This window comes from bacterium (assembly GCA_023145965.1).
In the GTDB taxonomy this organism is placed as follows: domain Bacteria; phylum UBP14; class UBA6098; order UBA6098; family UBA6098; genus UBA6098.
Genome location: JAGLDC010000009.1, coordinates 20634 through 35874, shown reverse-complemented (window position 1 = coordinate 35874; position 15241 = coordinate 20634). Strand labels below are relative to the sequence as shown.

Here is a 15241-nt window from a genome sequence, read left to right as displayed (position 1 = left end):
GCCCGTCGTCAAATTACGATAATCGTGATATGGAAACGGGAGGGTCGCGAACCCTCCTCTACGGATTTTGAAATATAATAGAGAAATCAACAACATTAACCCTTAAGCCGTTGCTGTTTAACAATTTAGATTGAGTGGTCTAGCGAAATGAGGCGGTGTCGAGCCGTTTTGATCGAGTGTTCTATTAAATTGATCGAGTGTCAAGCCTTCCCGATCCCAATCGATACCACTCAACACCCAAAAGATGCGATTCAACACCCAGAATTTGCGGCGCACCACTCGCAAAAAATGATAGCTTCAATTTATACTTGGCAGATGGAGTTTAAATAAATGCAAGCTCGATCAAAAATTTTCCGAATAAGTCAAATCTTGATTTCTTGTAAATTAGATTTAATAAGCATCTCGACCTCGCTTTCGTTTCAATTTTCAATCTAAATAATTGATCGCGCTTATTTTTCGTCTATAAATTTGAAGTTGACTTTTTGCCGTTCTTTGTTATTTTGTCTCAAGCTTATTGGGTGGTAGTCAAAGCGTAGAGGTTCCCTTTTATGTAATACTTTTACCTTTGGCTTTTGCTTATTGTTATTTTTGCCAGCATAGCTCAGTTGGTAGAGCAGCTCATTCGTAATGAGCAGGTCAACGGTTCGAATCCGTTTGCTGGCTTTTTTAAATTAATATTGACCACTCGGTCATAATTCATATATTTATTCATAGGGTCTGTTTCTGCCTTTAAATCGCGTTTGCCGAAAGGAAATTATGGAAAAGCTAAGTAAAGAATGGGATTTAAAGGACCTTTATAAATCCTTCGATTCACTTGAATTTAAAAATGATCTGGGAAGTATAATCGCTAAGTGCGAAGCTTTCAGGGATAAATACAGAGGCAAACTCGCCGCAATATCGGGGAGCACTTCCAAGCTTAAAAGTTGCATCGAAGAATATGAGGTTTTAGCCAAAATTGAACAACGCTTATATAGCTATCCTGCGCTTTGCTTCAACGCCAATACTCGGGATAAGGATGCAGTCTCATGGCAACATCGCGTCCAGGAGATAATAAGCACCGCGTCTAATAATTTGGTGTTCTTTGATATTGAGCTACAAAAACTCCCAGAAAAAACTATCGAAACCATACTCAGCAATGAGCAACTTGCTCCATATAAACACTATTTCGAAAAACTCCTGGATTTCAAGGAACATACACTCTCTGAAGAGGTTGAACAAATTCTTAACGAGACAAGATTAACAGGAGTTTCCGCGTTTATTCAGCTTAGGGAACAGCATCTTGGTTCACAAGAATTCGAACCTGTTACTACTCCCGATGGTAAAACCGCAGATACAGAGCCAGCGATATCTGCACTTCTCTTTCACCCTGATGCAGATACCCGACACGCAGCTTATATCCATGTCCGGGACGTATACAAAGAACATAACCTACTTTATGGCACAGTTTTACAAAAAATTGCTCTTCACCACAAATTGGACTCTACCAGGCGCAAATTCAAATCCACGCTATCTAAACAACTTCTCGGAGACGAGGTTTCTGAGTCGGTTTATCGCACCGTTATTGATGTTACTCGAGACGGTTTCGATCTTTTCCAGGACTATTATCGTTATAAGAGTAAAGCTCTCGGAACCAAAATTAGGATCTGCGACTTATACGCCCCTTACGAACCTGTGGAAGTAACAAAAAGTTATGAAAACACAGTCGAAATGATATACGATGCAATGTCTCGCGTCGATAGCGAATTTGAATCGATCGTCCGGCATTTCATCGAAGGCGAGTATGTCGATGTAGCTATCCGTAAAGGCAAACGAGGTGGCGCTTTTTGCTGGGGAATATGGGGCTTCCATCCTTATGTTCTGCAATCCTTCACAGGAACCCCTGATAGCTGGTTTACACTGGCTCACGAGCTTGGTCATGGAATTCATAGCGTCCTTACCAATCGCGCTCAGCGCCTTCTCGGGTCCGATCCACCCATGGTGCTCGCAGAGATCGCCTCGACCTTCAACGAACTTATGCTTCTCGATTACCTTCTAGAAAACGAAAGCAACGACAAGCTTAAAAAAGCTCTCCTCACTAAACAGATAGAGGATTCACTGAATCTTCTCTTCAGGCAAACAACCATAAGCCGGCTTGAGGAAGACATACATAATCAACTCGTCAATGGTTCTTTTGACCACGAATGGGTGAACGAAAAATGGCTTGAATGGTATCGCATTCTTGGCGGTGATTCCATAGAAATTCTTCCAGAACATCAATTCGACTGGGCGCGTATAGGACATATCTTCTTCAAACCTTTCTATTGTTATAACTATTGCCTATCTCATATGGTTAGCCTCGCATGCTATTCTAAGTTCAAAGAAGAGGGTAAATCCTTCATTCCAAAATTCAAGAAACTACTCAGCTTTGGCGGAAACAAGTATCCAAAACAGGCGCTCGAATCCGTCGGTATCGACCCAACTGACCGCAAGGTTATGCAGGCCGCAATCGATCATACTAGAGGATTATTAAATAAATTGAAAGAATTGAGCTAAAGCGATAGACTAGGTTAGTTGATAAATCCCATCTCGTGCATGAATGCGCGAGTGAGCTCGGCGCTCTCATTATCGGCGTTTTCTACATAAGCTTTGAGCTTGGAGATACCCTCCCCCTTTCGTCCAAGCTTGAACAGAATGGCAGTGCAATTAATATTGAAAATTGCCCTTCCAGGTTCAATTTCGATAGCTTTTTCAATATACTTCATCGCTTCGATGTATTTGCCCTCGTTGTAATAACTCGAAGCCATATTGTTGTAATAATTGCCCTTTGAGCTACCCAGAGAAAGGGCAATACCGAAGCATTTACGAGCTTCGTCTGTGTTGCGTAGATAGTTCAAAATTATCCCCCAGTTGTTGGGAATAGCTGGCGAAAAGGGATATAATTTTCTTCCACCCTTATAAAAAGCTAAAGCGCCCTCCAGGTCTCCACTCGAAGCCAAATATGCAACATAACCCGAGATATGCAGAACCTCAATTAACGATTTATTCCACAATGTGTCGGAGCATTCGCATTCGATAGCCAGTCGCTCGATTTCGTTTTCGAGTTTTCTATTGACCGGAAAAGATTGCATCAACTCTAACTTTTCACCGCCTCGTTCCATTCGCAAAATTATACTCTCCAATTCGGCACTATCTGATTCAGCTATTATATTAATTACAGCAGGAAGCATCTTGCGTTCGATATTGGTTTTCTCGAAAGCCTTTAAGGCTGTATAAGCAGCTCTTTTTGGCATATCCTTTTCTAGAGCAACGAAGATTGAATATACATAGGGCATTGTTCTGTATGGGTATTTCGCGCGGCATATTTCGCACCATTTCTCTATTCTATCGAGGCGTTTCTGACGAAATATATTGCGATGATAAATCTGTATAAGCCTCTCTTCGGGTGGTTTTCTGCAGAAATATTCAGTTTTTTGGACAAGGATCATGGATTCACCTTTATTCATACCTCGTTCTATAGAAACATTTAGATAAAACCATGTACAAGATATAATTAGACATATTAGCGCTATAGGCAAAGATATTTTCCGGTCAAGGGTGCAAATATGCAGAGCACTCATAAGCATCAAAGGAAGCAATATCGTAGTAGCAAGGTCCCAGTCCATAGCGCCATAATCCATTTTCAACATAATCACTAGTATTAATGCGATAATACTAGTGAAAAACAGTATTCCTTTCTTATATGTTTTACCTCTTCGAAAAATAAAAGCAGGAACAGCAAGAGAGGAAAACAAAACGAGATTAATGAAAAGCAATAAGTGATGCAAAGAGCAAAACAGCTTAGGATCACTAAATACAATTATATTTTTTTCTAACGGGAGTTTAAAAATTATACCGAGTATAAGATATACCACAAAACATAAAGCACTTATTTCTATTATAAGGTTCCTTTTCTTTTTTGGCAGTTCCGTAAGCAATGCTCCAAAGGCAATGTAGATATATAAAGGATTGAGAATGATAGCAAAAATAAGCGGAATTATATATATACGACTTTTTCCGTTACTCTCGTTTTTAAGAATTAAATAAAATGCCCAAATAGCAAAAACTAACGATGGAGCATAAAACTCCTGATGGGTAAATGTTAGAAAAACACCAGAAGACAATATCGTAATGAAAATAATTGCCTTTTGAAACGGTTCATTGCCCTTTAAAATTGAAAGTTTAAAAGCTATTAAAGCAAAAAAACCTCCACACGCACTATGGATTAAATTTAAACAAATATGGAAAATTTCGGTTTGTCCTAAACCACATGGTTTGAATAGCCAATTTGCAGCCAAATATAACACCCTATATAATCCCGCTGTACCATAGTGATGCCATAGAATAGCCTCTGTTCCGGGGAATCTAGAAATACAAGCCGCCATCATGTGCGAATCTCCCCAAATAAAATTCGAGCTTCTAAAAATATAAGTTACTGCAATACCAGTAAAGATAATCATTATAACTTTTATCTTCCCCGTATGCTGGAATAACCTAGACGCAAACAAATTAAAGCACTTAATGAAAAACTCTTCAGCAGATAATAGATAGATAGATATGAGCAATATCCAAATTACTATTTGAGCGGTTAAAGGAATAAAAAATAGGTTGGAGAAAGGCCACAATTCTGAAGGGTAAAAATAGCCCAGAATTAGCAAAGCAAAATATAAAAGAAGTATTAACCTCTTTTTTTGAATAGGCACCTCCCACTAACACAAAAACAAAACACCTAAACCATTTTTAGCGATAGATTTTATACTGCCAAGAATTATATATACTGTTTTTAGGAAAAAATCAAGAGAATTATTATTCGGAGAAAAGAGTTGAAACAATTTCCTTGGCCGCACGAGAAAAAACGCCAGTTTCACCTAGTTTTGCTCTAATAGACTCGAGTTCCTGTCTTTTCGAACTATTTGCTTCACCATCGAATATCCATGGTCTCACAGCTGCAGCGAGATTTGCTGGGGTTGTATCTCCAAGCAAAACTTCCGGAACAACCGAATAACCAGCCACAAGGTTTGTTAAACCAATATAATCAGTTTTAACAACACTTCTATAGATACTTGCGGATAAATAATTGGTCTTGTAAGTAATTACATGGGGAAGTTTCGCGCACATACATTGAAGTGTGGCACTTCCAGAGCACGAAATTGCCGAATCAGCGGAAAACATAGCATCCATTGCAATATCTGTAGCTACAGTAACTCCTTCGCGAGCAATAGCAGAATCGTAAAGCTTTATATCAACATTTGACGAACGAGCAACAATAGCTTTTAAACTTGTATTCTCCCGAGAAAGTATTTGATAAGCGCCCAACATAGGCCCTATCAATCTAGATACCTCCTGAGCTCTGCTTCCGGGTAGAAGAAGGAGGAGTTTACCGTCGATTCCGTAGCGTTGTTTAAATTCGATTGATTTCACTGTCGGTTTTATCATATCAACAAATGGATGGCCGACATAATTTACCGGAATCCCTTCTTTTCTATATATTTCCGCTTCGAAGGGCAATATTGTTATCATTTTGGAAACATATTTCTTGATCTTATGAATTCTGTTATATTTCCAAGCCCAGATTTGGGGGGAAACGAAAAAAACAACCGGTATTCCTTGTTTAGCTAGCTTTTCCGCTAATTTCAAATTGAATCCGGGGTAATCTATCAGTATAGCCCCTTTTGGCTTACGCTCGATAGCTTCCCTCTGAAGCTCATTAAGTCTTCTATAAGATGAAGGTAAATGTCTTATGACTTCTGCAAATCCCATAAATGCGAGCTCGCTGACGTCGCAAAGGATTTCCACTCCCCTCAATGCCATGGCCTTCCCACCGAAGCCCCAAAATTCTATTCTCGGCTTGATTTCTTTGACACACTCGACAAGCGGGCCTGCGATGTTATCCCCCGAGGGTTCGCCAGCGACTATTAGGATATTCTCCGCCAATTAACTCTCGATTTCTGCTATTATCCTATCCGCCAACTCGAGGCTCTGAAGGCCTCTTCTGCCGGAAACAAGCGGCTCTTTATTATTTTTAATACACTCGATAAAATGATCCAATTCAATCTGAAGGGCGTTGCCAACTTTAACCTCGGCATTCCAACGCAAAATAGTCTCCCCACCGGGTAAATCGAATCTTTCAGCATTCTTCGAGGGTTGAGGTCCTTCGTTGTTAAGCGTTGCAACTTCAACCTTCCCACCAAAATCCACACCAATGTATGCGCCCTTCTGAAAAAACCTCATCTTACGCATATTTTTAAGTGAAATCCTGCTTGCCGTGAGATTAGCTACACAACCATTTGGGAATTCCAGTCTAACATTAGCAATGTCTGGAGATTTGGTGAGAATAGAGCTTCCTGAAGCTGAAAGTTTAGTCGGTTCAAGATCGAGGACTGCCAAAAGAAGCTCGAGATCGTGTATTAAAAGGTCGTGAACAACAGACACATCAGCACCTCGTCCGCGGAAAATAGTCAATCTGTGCGACTCTACAAACATAGGATTATCGATTAACATTCGCGCAGCCTCAAATGCAGGATTGAAGTGTTCGACATGTCCAACCATCAAGGTTTTACCAGCTTTTTCGGCTGTATCAACCATAATCCGGCCATCAATAGAGGTGTCGGCTATAGGTTTTTCAACCAATACATGACAATCCCCTTTTACTGCTTTAACGGCTAAGTCTTTGTGTGTCGATGTCGTCGATGCTATTACAACAGCAGAACATTTAGCGAATAGTTCATCTAAGTCAAATATTTCATTCGTAGAAAACTCTTCGGCAACAGATCTTGCGCGGTTTCTGTCAATATCGTATATCCCAACCAAATTCGCTGAAGGTAAACCAGAGAGTATCTTCGTGTGAAACCTTCCAAGATGGCCCGTTCCAATCACACCAATATCAATTTTATCCATCAATCCCCTTCCGAATCTATTATCGCAGATTCCAATATTTCAAGTAAATTATCCATCTCAGATGCATTTATGGTGCCGTCATCTAACGATATTTTTAGACTAACTGAAAATACTCCAAGCTCTTCATCATTGACTTCGTTATAAATAGCTGCTTTTTCAAGTCGATCAAATACATTTTTAAATTTGTGCGTTTCGTAACCGCCCGGGTTAAATTTGGCTAACGATTTTCTAATTCTTATTATGGCAGGTAATAAAGATTCTGAATTATTGGATGATCTTTTCTTCCCCGCAGTGCGTGTATTTTCGCGATCTATAGCTGTAGATGGAATATTAGGTTTTTCTCCAGGGGCATATATAGCTTCACTATCACTTGCTTTCATCCTCTTTGTATTCAACATGTAATAGTAGTATGCAAGTACGGTCATCAAAACAAGAAGGGACATTACTAGTATTAATAATGTCCCCATTCTGCCTTGGCCGATTTGAGCCAAACTAACGCTCCTGACCAGAAGGTGGCGGTGTTTTGTGCTGCGACTGACTTCTATCAACAACAGCCTGCTTAGGTTTTGCCGGCTTACTCGATTTAATTGTGCCTTCCGCTTTTGAACCGGAAACGAGGTGTTCTTTCACTTGCTCGTCGCGGGCATGGGATTTTTCCTCGTGATCGGGAATTTCTCCCTTATCTTTATCACCTTCAGGGGCTTTACTTTCTGTTTTTACAGCTTGTTTTTTGTCTTTTTTAGCGCTTGATCTCTTCTTGCGCTTCTCTTCCTCTTCACCAACTAGCTCCAGTAAAGCCATTTCAGCACCATCACCTTGACGCGGTCCGATTTTCACAATTCTAAGATATCCACCATTTCTGTCTTTAAAATTCGGTGCAATATCGTTAATTAGATGGTGTGCTACTTGCCTATCGTTTAATATCTCGATAATAGCTCTTTTATCTGCAAGTTTACCTCCGAGCGCCCGAGTAATTAGCTTCTCGACATATGGCCTAGTTTCTTTTGCTTTCGCAAGAGTAGTTCTTATGCTTCCATGCCGTAATAGGTTTGTAGCCATGTTTCTCATCATTGCATTTCGATGAGAAGAGTTTCGATTAAGTTTTCTTCCTTTTACGTTATGCCTCATGGCTAACCTTCCTTTTTATCCAAATATTTACTGACATCCATTCCGAAAGAAAGCCCAAGCTTAGCAAGAACTTCATTTATTTCGGCGAGAGATTTACGTCCAAAATTACGGTATTGTAACATCTCAGACTCAGATTTTTGCACTAATTCTTCAAGGCTCTTAATTTTCGCTGCTCGAAGACAATTTGATGAGCGGACCGAAAGCTCCAACTCATCAACGGGCATCTTGAGCAATTCTCGTATCTTCATCATTTCTTCATCTATTTCTTCTTCCTCTATCCTGTCTAGATCGGTATCTGGAGAGAGGAATAGGTCGAAATGATCTATGAGAAGCTTCGCACTCATAGCAAGTGCTTCTTCAGGCCATATTGAACCATCGGTTGTAAGCTCGAATATGAGTCTATCGTAATCTGTTTTTTGACCTACACGCGCAGGCTCGACATAATATTCCACCTTGAGAACAGGTGTAAAAATGCTGTCAATAAAGATAGTCCCAACCGGAACGGAATCGTTTTTATTTTCCTCCGCCGTTCTAAAACCTTTTCCTACACCCATTTCAAGATCAGCTACGAATTTCGTTTTTTCAGTCAATGTAGCGATATGGTGATTTTTATTGAGAACCTCTATATCAGAATCGCTTATTATATCTTTAGCTGTGATATCACCCTCTTTTTCCAAGTCGATACGAAGGGATTTGGGATAATCACTGTTAACTTTAAAGCGAATCCCTTTGATATTAATAATTATCTCAGTCATATCCTCTAAAACACCGGCTATAGAAGAGAATTCATGCTGAACTCCGTCTATCTTAACCGATGTAATAGCAGCACCTTGCATCGAATGTATAACCACTCGACGTAGTGCATTTCCTATCGTTACTCCATAACCCTTTTCAAGCGGTTCAAAGAAAAACCTACCAAAAGTCTGAGTAGCGGTGGATGGTTCGAGGACAACATCTTTGGGCATTTGCATGCTTTTCCACTTCATTTCGGGGTCCTCCTGTTAATTATCTCGAATAGTATTCGACAATAAGCTGTTCTTGTGTTTCCACAGGAATCTCCTCGCGAGTTGGAAGAGATAAGAGTTTGCCAATCAATTTCGGTTTCTCGAGTTGAAGCCACGGAAGTACATTCTCGCCGATATTCCTCAACGAATCATGGATTATCTCGAGATCCTTACTGCATTCTCTAACACCGATGATCTGCCCGGGGTGAACCTCATAAGATGGAATATTTACTAAACTCCCGTCGACAATTAAATGCCTGTGAAGCACAAGCTGTCTTGCAGCTTTTCTCGAAGGTGCAAATCCTAGACGATACACTAGATTATCGAGACGAAGCTCGAGAAGCTGAAGAAGGTTCGTTCCAGTAACACCCTTCATTCTCGTAGCGCGCTCGAAATAGCGTCTGAATTGCTTTTCGAGAATACCATAAATTCTTCTAGCCTTTTGTTTCTCGCGAAGTCGAATAGCATAATCAGAAGGTTTTCTCATCCTACGACCCTGCTTATAGCTTCCCGGAGGATTAGTTCCGCGTCTTGTAATTGCACAAGTGTCGGAATTACAACGCTCACCCTTTAGAAATAACTTCTGTCCTTCTCTTCGACATTGTCTGCACGATGGTCCAATATATCTTGCCATTATAAAAGCCTCCTATACACGACGGCGCTTTTTACCACGACATCCGCCAAAAGGCACTGGCGAAATGTCCTTAACACGCGTTACTCTTAAACCGGTAGCCCCTATAGCCCTGACAGCTGCCTCTTTACCACTTCCTGGACCTTGAGTCCAGGCTTCGACGTTGCGAAGACCCATTTCCATGGCCTTTTCAGCAGCCTCTTTAGCGGCTAACTGAGCCGCATAAGGCGTAGACTTTTTACTCCCAGTAAAACCAATACAACCACCGGAACTCCATGTAATGGTGTTGCCGTTCTTATCAGTGAAAGTAATGATTGTATTATTAAAAGTCGCGGTTACATGAACAACACCGTTCTCACCAACGACCTTCTTTACCTTGCGCGGCTGACGCTTTTTTGTTTTCGCCACTTATTTCCTCCTAAATAATTGGGAATTAACCCTTCTTGCCAAGCTTCTTCCTACCCAATCCGACTGTGCGTTTTGCGCCTTTCCTCGAACGGGCATTAGTCCGTGTTCTCTGACCTCTGACAGGTAAACCTACTTTATGTCTAAGACCTCTATAAGAACCGATCTCTATAAGTCTTTTGATATCTCCTGCTCGTTTGGCTCTTAGGTTACCTTCGACCTGATAATTCGCATCTATTTCCTGTCTAAGGCGCGAAACGTCTGCCTCAGTGAGTTCGTGAACTCTTGTCGCGGAATCGATTTGTGTAACCTCAAGTATCTTTTTGCTCGAAGTTTGTCCGATACCGAATATGTAGGTAAGAGCTACATCGATGCGCTTATTCTTTGGCAGGTCTATTCCCGATATTCTTGCCATATATCTCTCCTATCCCTGGCGTTGTTTATGCCTGGGGTTCTTGCAAATTACGCGAACACGCCCTTTTCTCCGGACGATTCTGCATTTATCACAAATTTTTTTAACTGATGCTCTAACTTTCATTATATTACCTCCTAGGACAAAACCGTTATTTATATCGATAAACGATCCGCCCTTTTTCAATATCATATGGTGACAATTCAATGGTCACTCTATCTCCCGGCAATATCCTAATATAAAACTTCCTCATCTTGCCGGATAAATATGCCAAAATCTTATGGCCGTTTTCTAATTCCACCAAAAATGTGGTATTAGGCAATGCCTCTAAAACGACTCCTTCAATTTGTAAACTTGTATCTTTAGCCATCTATACCACTCAAAACTTTAGTTAAGGTCAAAGCCTTCATTTCCGTTTTCTCTTAAAGTTAATATCGTAGGTCCATTATCTGTTATAGCGATAGTATGTTCAAAATGAGCTGAAAGCGATCCATCCGCAGTAACTATCGTCCAATCGTCATTAAGTTCTCTAACATCCCAGTCTCCCGCTGATATCATGGGTTCGATCGCTATGGCCATCCCAGATATTATCTTCGGAGAAAAACCTCTGTAAACATAGTTTGGGACTTGTGGATCCTCATGAAGCTTTCTTCCGATTCCATGGCCAACTAAATCCCGAACGACCCCAAAACCTGCTGATTCCGCTGTTAATTGAACTGCTCGTCCTATATCTTTAATCCTATTGCCGACAACAGCCCTTTCGATACCGTTATGAAGCGACTGCAATGTGACCTCGAGTAATCTTTTGGCTTCACGCTTCGGCGTTCCAACAATGATCGAACCTGCAGCATCACCCATAAAACCATCCAACTCGACCCCGACATCGAAACTAATTAAATCTCCGTCTTCAATAACGCGTTTTCCCGGTATGCCATGGACAACCTCTTCGTTTACCGATATACAAACGATACCCGGAAATCCCTTCTTCACACCTGCTGTTCTATACCCTAAAAATGCGCTCTTCGCGCCATAAGAAGCAATAGTATCCCCAGCAACCTGATTTAATTCTTCTGTCGTAATTCCAATTCTTGAATTTTTACAAAGAGCATATATCGTCTCAGCAACTACCATCCCTGAACGGCGCATTAGTTCAATCTCTTTTGCCGACTTGGTTTCAATCAAGTTTTCCGCTCCTTACTGTCAATTATATCTATTATCTCGTCGAGACCCTCTTTAACTGGTCCACCCGAATATACTTCGTAGAAGTAATCTTTATCCGAGTAATATTCGATCATTGGTTTAGTCTTCTCATCGTAAACCTTTAAACGATGCCAAAGAGTCTCTGCTGTATCGTCGTCGCGCCTTACTAACCTACCTCCGCAATTATCGCAGGTCCCCTCAACTTTTGGCGGATTGTTCTTTAAATTATAAATTACTCCGCAACTCTCACAATTCGCTCTATTTAACGCCCTCTGAACTATCTTATTATATGGTGTCCAAAGACCGAAAATTAAATCATAACCGATACCTACATCTTTGAATATCTCATCTAACATTTTCGCCTGAACAAGCGTTCTTGGAAATCCATCGAGTATAAATCCCCGCTTGGTGTCATCCATTGAAAGGCGCTGCTTGCAAAGTTCCGCCATAATAGAATCAGGTATAAGCTCTCCTTTGTCGAGATAAGATTCTATTTCTCCCCCGCAGGGCGTTCCCTCATCCACAACCTTACGAAGCATCTCACCAGTGGAAATATGCGGAACTCCATAGCGTTGTGCCAAGCGACTCGCATAGGTTCCTTTTCCGGATCCCGGAGGCCCCAGGAACAATATTCGATATATTTTTTCAAAGAGCGGCAAAACTATCTTCTGGCCCTAATCTTGCCCTTCTTCATGAAACCATCATAATGCCTCATTAAAAGATGGCTTTCTACTTGTTGAAGAGTATCAATGATAACTCCAACTAAAATGAGCAATGTCGTCCCGCCAAGAGCATAAGCCATTCCTGAGCCGCCAGTAAGTCCCTGAAGGAACCACACCGGAATAATAGCAATAAGAGCTAATCCAATTGAACCGGGCAGCGTAACTCTTGTAAGAACTTTATCGATATACTCAGAAGTCTGTTTGCCCGGTCTTCTTCCAGGAATGAAGCCACCATATTTTTTCATATTATCGGCGACATCGATTGGATTGAATATAACTGCCGTATAAAAGTAAGAGAAGAAAACAATAATAATGGCATAAATAATATTATAGAAAAAAGATCCGCCCTGGAAAGCCGTATTAAGAACATTCCTAATTCCGCCCTCCGGAAGGAAACCAATAATAACCGTTGGAATAAACATAACCGAACTGGCAAAGATAATCGGAATTACACCGGCTGCATTAATTCTTAATGGAAGATGTGTCGAGCTCCCGCCATAAACCTTCCTTCCAACAACCTTCCTTGCATACTGCACGGGTATCTGTCTCGTTCCTTGTGATAGCAAGATTGCTGCAGCAATGAATAGCATTAGACCGAGAATAATGAATACCTCTGCAAAAATCGACCTTCCACCCTCCCACAGAAGCATACCCTCCTGTGCGATATATAGCGGCAATCTCGAAACGATACCAACTAAAATCAAGATACTCATACCATTACCGATACCCTTTTCGGTCATCAACTCACCCATCCACATTATTACTGCAGCACCAGTAGTTAGGCTAAGAACACCCATAAGCGTGAATTTCCAGCCAATAAAGGCTGGTGCAATAACAGTAAATTCTGAATTGGCAGCCATGCTCGAAAGATATGTTATCATACCAAAAGACTGAGCCGCCCCGATAAAAAGAGTTCCATAACGAGTATATTGCGTTATCTTACGCCTACCCTCTTCGCCTTCCTTTTGAAGTTTTTGGAAATAAGGAATAACTGCACCAAGAAGTTGTAAGATAATCGATGCAGTAATATAGGGCATGATGCCTGTTGCGAATATAGTCGCGCGCTTAAAGGCACCTCCAACAAACATATCATAAAGACCGAAAAGACCACCCATCTCACTGCTTCCAAAAGCCCTTTGTAAACCTGGAAGATTGATTCCAGGTAACGGAATATGTCCACCGAGTCTATAAAGAATAAGCATACCAAGAGTGAAGAAAACCTTCTTCCTCAAATCGGGGATTTTGAAAATATTCGATATTGAATCGAGAAGTCTTCTCATCTGGTATTAACCTTCCCGCCTAATTTTTCAACCTTTTCGATAGCGGAAGGAGTTGCCGCATCGACAGTTATATTAAGCGACATCCTAAGCTCACCATCACCAAGGAGCTTGACTGGTTTCTTACCGGAAATAAGTCCATTACTTCTAAGAAGATCGCTATCAACCTCTTGGCCCTCCTCGAAGCGATTTAGATCGCGAACATTAACTATTTGGAAAATAATCCTGTGAGGTGGTGTGAATCCCTTTTTGGGAATACGCCTAACAAGCGGCATCTGACCACCCTCAAACCAAAATCTATGCTTTGCACCACTTCTGGAAAGTTGGCCATTATACCCTCTTCCAGAGGTCTTTCCCCAGCCAGAAGACTCGCCTCTACCAACCCTTTTACGATTCTTCTTCGCACCCTTCGCGGGGCTCAATTCGCCTAATCTCATGACTGGTCTCCGATCTTTTCGACCTTAACAAGATGCCTAACCTTATTCACCATACCAAGTATAGGGCCATTGGCGAAATGTTCGACAGTCTGATGCATCCTTTTTAAGCCCAAACCACGAACAGTATCTTTTTGGTCTTTTTTATAGCCAATCGGGCTTTTAATAAGGGTTATTCTAATTCGCTCCATATCAGCCTCGCTATTTTATCTCTTTATTTTTTCGGGATCGATTGAGCGCCTCTTAGCAACCATTTGGAGACTTTCCTGTTCCAATAATCCTGCAAGAGTCGCTTTAGCTACATTGATCGAGTTTTTTGACCCCAACGATTTAGTCAAAACATCCTGAACACCTAAAACCTCGAGAATTGCTCGAACCGCTCCACCAGCTATAACCCCGGTTCCCGGGGAAGCCGGCTTCAAAATGACTCTAGCTGCACCAAACCTACCAACGATCTCATGGCAAAGTGTCCTTCCACGCACGAGAGGAATTTGCACCATCTCTTTGCGAGCAACTTCCGTTCCTTTGCGAATCGCATTTGCAACCTCGTTAGCCTTGCCTAAACCTATACCGACACTTCCCGCTTTATCCCCAACTGCAACAAGAGCATTAAAACTTATGTTCTTGCCGCCTTTGACTACCTTAGAGACGCGGTTAATTGAAATAACCCTCTCTTCAAAGATATCCTCGATAGGCTTATTCGAACCTCTTGATTTACTTCGATCTCTATATGACATTTTCGCTCCTGTAATGAATTAGAAGTCCAATCCGCCTTTACGGGCACCCTCGGCAAGGGCTTTAACCCTGCCATGATAAAGCAATCCGTGGCGATCAAATACTATCTTCGATACGCCCTTTTCTATACCCAACTCAGCTATTCTAACTCCTACCAAATTCGCAGCTTGAGTCTTGTTTTTGTCCTTAAGTTGTTCCTTCAAAACCGGATCAAGCGTCGAGGTAGCCACAATGGTAAAGCCTTTATCATCATCGATGAGTTGAGCATAAATATGCCTATCGCTTCTACTAACAACCATCCTTGGTTTCTCAGATATACCATGGATCTTTTTGCGGATATGCGCGATCCTCTTCGCATTTCTAACTGCTTTGTTTCTCATA

The 15241-nt window shown here is 41.3% G+C and carries 19 protein-coding genes and 1 tRNA gene; 2 read left to right on the top strand and 18 right to left on the bottom strand.

Features of this window, described 5'->3' with window-relative positions; genetic code table 11:
- The first annotated feature begins 590 nt into the window (after nt 1-590).
- Nucleotides 591-663, top strand: a tRNA-Thr gene (locus tag KAH81_01250).
- Nucleotides 664-756: 93 nt separating this feature from the next.
- On the top strand, nt 757-2532 hold the full coding sequence (locus KAH81_01245) for an oligoendopeptidase F (protein ID MCK5832274.1): 1776 nt from the start codon (nt 757-759) through the stop codon (nt 2530-2532).
- 14 nt (nt 2533-2546) lie between these two features.
- On the opposite strand, the gene KAH81_01240 is transcribed toward KAH81_01245, so the two are convergent.
- The 18 genes from KAH81_01240 to rplR form a co-directional block, all read right to left on the bottom strand.
- Nucleotides 2547-4475, bottom strand: a complete 1929-nt coding sequence (locus KAH81_01240) for a tetratricopeptide repeat protein (protein MCK5832273.1) — start codon at nt 4473-4475, stop codon at nt 2547-2549.
- Between the two features lie 346 nt (nt 4476-4821).
- The gene (lpxB, locus tag KAH81_01235; protein ID MCK5832272.1) at nt 4822-5949 is read right to left on the bottom strand and encodes a lipid-A-disaccharide synthase; all 1128 of its coding nucleotides are present in this window, start codon (nt 5947-5949) and stop codon (nt 4822-4824) included.
- The gene (locus KAH81_01230; GenBank protein MCK5832271.1) at nt 5950-6912 is read right to left on the bottom strand and encodes a Gfo/Idh/MocA family oxidoreductase; all 963 of its coding nucleotides are present in this window, start codon (nt 6910-6912) and stop codon (nt 5950-5952) included.
- A complete protein-coding gene (locus tag KAH81_01225; protein MCK5832270.1) occupies nt 6912-7403 on the bottom strand; it encodes a hypothetical protein in 492 nt (163 codons plus the stop codon). Before KAH81_01225 ends, KAH81_01230 begins: the two co-directional genes overlap by 1 nt.
- Before the next feature lies 1 nt (nt 7404).
- Nucleotides 7405-8040 carry a 50S ribosomal protein L17 gene (gene rplQ, locus KAH81_01220; GenBank protein ID MCK5832269.1) on the bottom strand — a complete coding sequence of 212 codons (636 nt, stop codon included), beginning with the start codon at nt 8038-8040 and terminating at the stop codon, nt 7405-7407.
- Nucleotides 8041-8042: 2 nt separating this feature from the next.
- Nucleotides 8043-9026, bottom strand: a complete 984-nt coding sequence (locus tag KAH81_01215; GenBank protein MCK5832268.1) for a DNA-directed RNA polymerase subunit alpha — start codon at nt 9024-9026, stop codon at nt 8043-8045.
- 19 nt (nt 9027-9045) lie between these two features.
- Nucleotides 9046-9678 carry a 30S ribosomal protein S4 gene (rpsD, locus tag KAH81_01210; GenBank protein MCK5832267.1) on the bottom strand — a complete coding sequence of 211 codons (633 nt, stop codon included), beginning with the start codon at nt 9676-9678 and terminating at the stop codon, nt 9046-9048.
- 12 nt (nt 9679-9690) lie between these two features.
- Complete coding sequence (gene rpsK / locus KAH81_01205) at nt 9691-10083, bottom strand: 30S ribosomal protein S11 (GenBank protein MCK5832266.1); 393 nt, start codon at nt 10081-10083, stop codon at nt 9691-9693.
- Nucleotides 10084-10108: 25 nt separating this feature from the next.
- Nucleotides 10109-10495 carry a 30S ribosomal protein S13 gene (rpsM, locus tag KAH81_01200; GenBank protein MCK5832265.1) on the bottom strand — a complete coding sequence of 129 codons (387 nt, stop codon included), beginning with the start codon at nt 10493-10495 and terminating at the stop codon, nt 10109-10111.
- Between the two features lie 9 nt (nt 10496-10504).
- On the bottom strand, nt 10505-10618 hold the full coding sequence (rpmJ, locus tag KAH81_01195; GenBank protein ID MCK5832264.1) for a 50S ribosomal protein L36: 114 nt from the start codon (nt 10616-10618) through the stop codon (nt 10505-10507).
- A gap of 25 nt (nt 10619-10643) precedes the next feature.
- The gene (infA, locus tag KAH81_01190; protein MCK5832263.1) at nt 10644-10862 is read right to left on the bottom strand and encodes a translation initiation factor IF-1; all 219 of its coding nucleotides are present in this window, start codon (nt 10860-10862) and stop codon (nt 10644-10646) included.
- Between the two features lie 17 nt (nt 10863-10879).
- Nucleotides 10880-11674, bottom strand: a complete 795-nt coding sequence (gene map / locus KAH81_01185) for a type I methionyl aminopeptidase (protein ID MCK5832262.1) — start codon at nt 11672-11674, stop codon at nt 10880-10882.
- Nucleotides 11671-12351 (bottom strand): adenylate kinase, encoded by a 681-nt coding sequence (locus KAH81_01180; GenBank protein MCK5832261.1) that lies wholly within the window; start codon nt 12349-12351, stop codon nt 11671-11673. The genes map and KAH81_01180 overlap by 4 nt, the downstream gene beginning before the upstream one ends.
- A 2-nt stretch (nt 12352-12353) precedes the next feature.
- The gene (secY, locus tag KAH81_01175; GenBank protein MCK5832260.1) at nt 12354-13694 is read right to left on the bottom strand and encodes a preprotein translocase subunit SecY; all 1341 of its coding nucleotides are present in this window, start codon (nt 13692-13694) and stop codon (nt 12354-12356) included.
- Nucleotides 13691-14128 carry a 50S ribosomal protein L15 gene (rplO, locus tag KAH81_01170; protein ID MCK5832259.1) on the bottom strand — a complete coding sequence of 146 codons (438 nt, stop codon included), beginning with the start codon at nt 14126-14128 and terminating at the stop codon, nt 13691-13693. The genes secY and rplO overlap by 4 nt, the downstream gene beginning before the upstream one ends.
- Nucleotides 14125-14316 carry a 50S ribosomal protein L30 gene (rpmD, locus tag KAH81_01165; GenBank protein MCK5832258.1) on the bottom strand — a complete coding sequence of 64 codons (192 nt, stop codon included), beginning with the start codon at nt 14314-14316 and terminating at the stop codon, nt 14125-14127. Before rpmD ends, rplO begins: the two co-directional genes overlap by 4 nt.
- Before the next feature lie 15 nt (nt 14317-14331).
- Nucleotides 14332-14862 (bottom strand): 30S ribosomal protein S5, encoded by a 531-nt coding sequence (rpsE, locus tag KAH81_01160; protein MCK5832257.1) that lies wholly within the window; start codon nt 14860-14862, stop codon nt 14332-14334.
- A gap of 18 nt (nt 14863-14880) precedes the next feature.
- On the bottom strand, nt 14881-15240 hold the full coding sequence (gene rplR, locus KAH81_01155; protein ID MCK5832256.1) for a 50S ribosomal protein L18: 360 nt from the start codon (nt 15238-15240) through the stop codon (nt 14881-14883).
- Nucleotide 15241: the final 1 nt, after the last annotated feature.

Bases quoted from the DNA above. Each gene is read 5' to 3' on its own strand.
- KAH81_01215 (MCK5832268.1), bottom strand. From the start codon at position 9,026: ATGAAGTGGAAAAGCATGCAAATGCCCAAAGATGTTGTCCTCGAACCA.
- rplQ (MCK5832269.1), bottom strand. From the start codon at position 8,040: ATGAGGCATAACGTAAAAGGAAGAAAACTTAATCGAAACTCTTCTCAT.
- rpmJ (MCK5832264.1), bottom strand. From the start codon at position 10,618: ATGAAAGTTAGAGCATCAGTTAAAAAAATTTGTGATAAATGCAGAATC.
- KAH81_01245 (MCK5832274.1), top strand. From the start codon at position 757: ATGGAAAAGCTAAGTAAAGAATGGGATTTAAAGGACCTTTATAAATCC.
- KAH81_01230 (MCK5832271.1), bottom strand. From the start codon at position 6,912: ATGGATAAAATTGATATTGGTGTGATTGGAACGGGCCATCTTGGAAGG.
- rpsM (MCK5832265.1), bottom strand. From the start codon at position 10,495: ATGGCAAGAATATCGGGAATAGACCTGCCAAAGAATAAGCGCATCGAT.
- rpsE (MCK5832257.1), bottom strand. From the start codon at position 14,862: ATGTCATATAGAGATCGAAGTAAATCAAGAGGTTCGAATAAGCCTATC.
- KAH81_01240 (MCK5832273.1), bottom strand. From the start codon at position 4,475: ATGATTATCTTTACTGGTATTGCAGTAACTTATATTTTTAGAAGCTCG.
- secY (MCK5832260.1), bottom strand. From the start codon at position 13,694: ATGAGAAGACTTCTCGATTCAATATCGAATATTTTCAAAATCCCCGAT.
- rpsD (MCK5832267.1), bottom strand. From the start codon at position 9,678: ATGGCAAGATATATTGGACCATCGTGCAGACAATGTCGAAGAGAAGGA.
- rplR (MCK5832256.1), bottom strand. From the start codon at position 15,240: ATGAGAAACAAAGCAGTTAGAAATGCGAAGAGGATCGCGCATATCCGC.
- rplO (MCK5832259.1), bottom strand. From the start codon at position 14,128: ATGAGATTAGGCGAATTGAGCCCCGCGAAGGGTGCGAAGAAGAATCGT.
- rpmD (MCK5832258.1), bottom strand. From the start codon at position 14,316: ATGGAGCGAATTAGAATAACCCTTATTAAAAGCCCGATTGGCTATAAA.
- infA (MCK5832263.1), bottom strand. From the start codon at position 10,862: ATGGCTAAAGATACAAGTTTACAAATTGAAGGAGTCGTTTTAGAGGCA.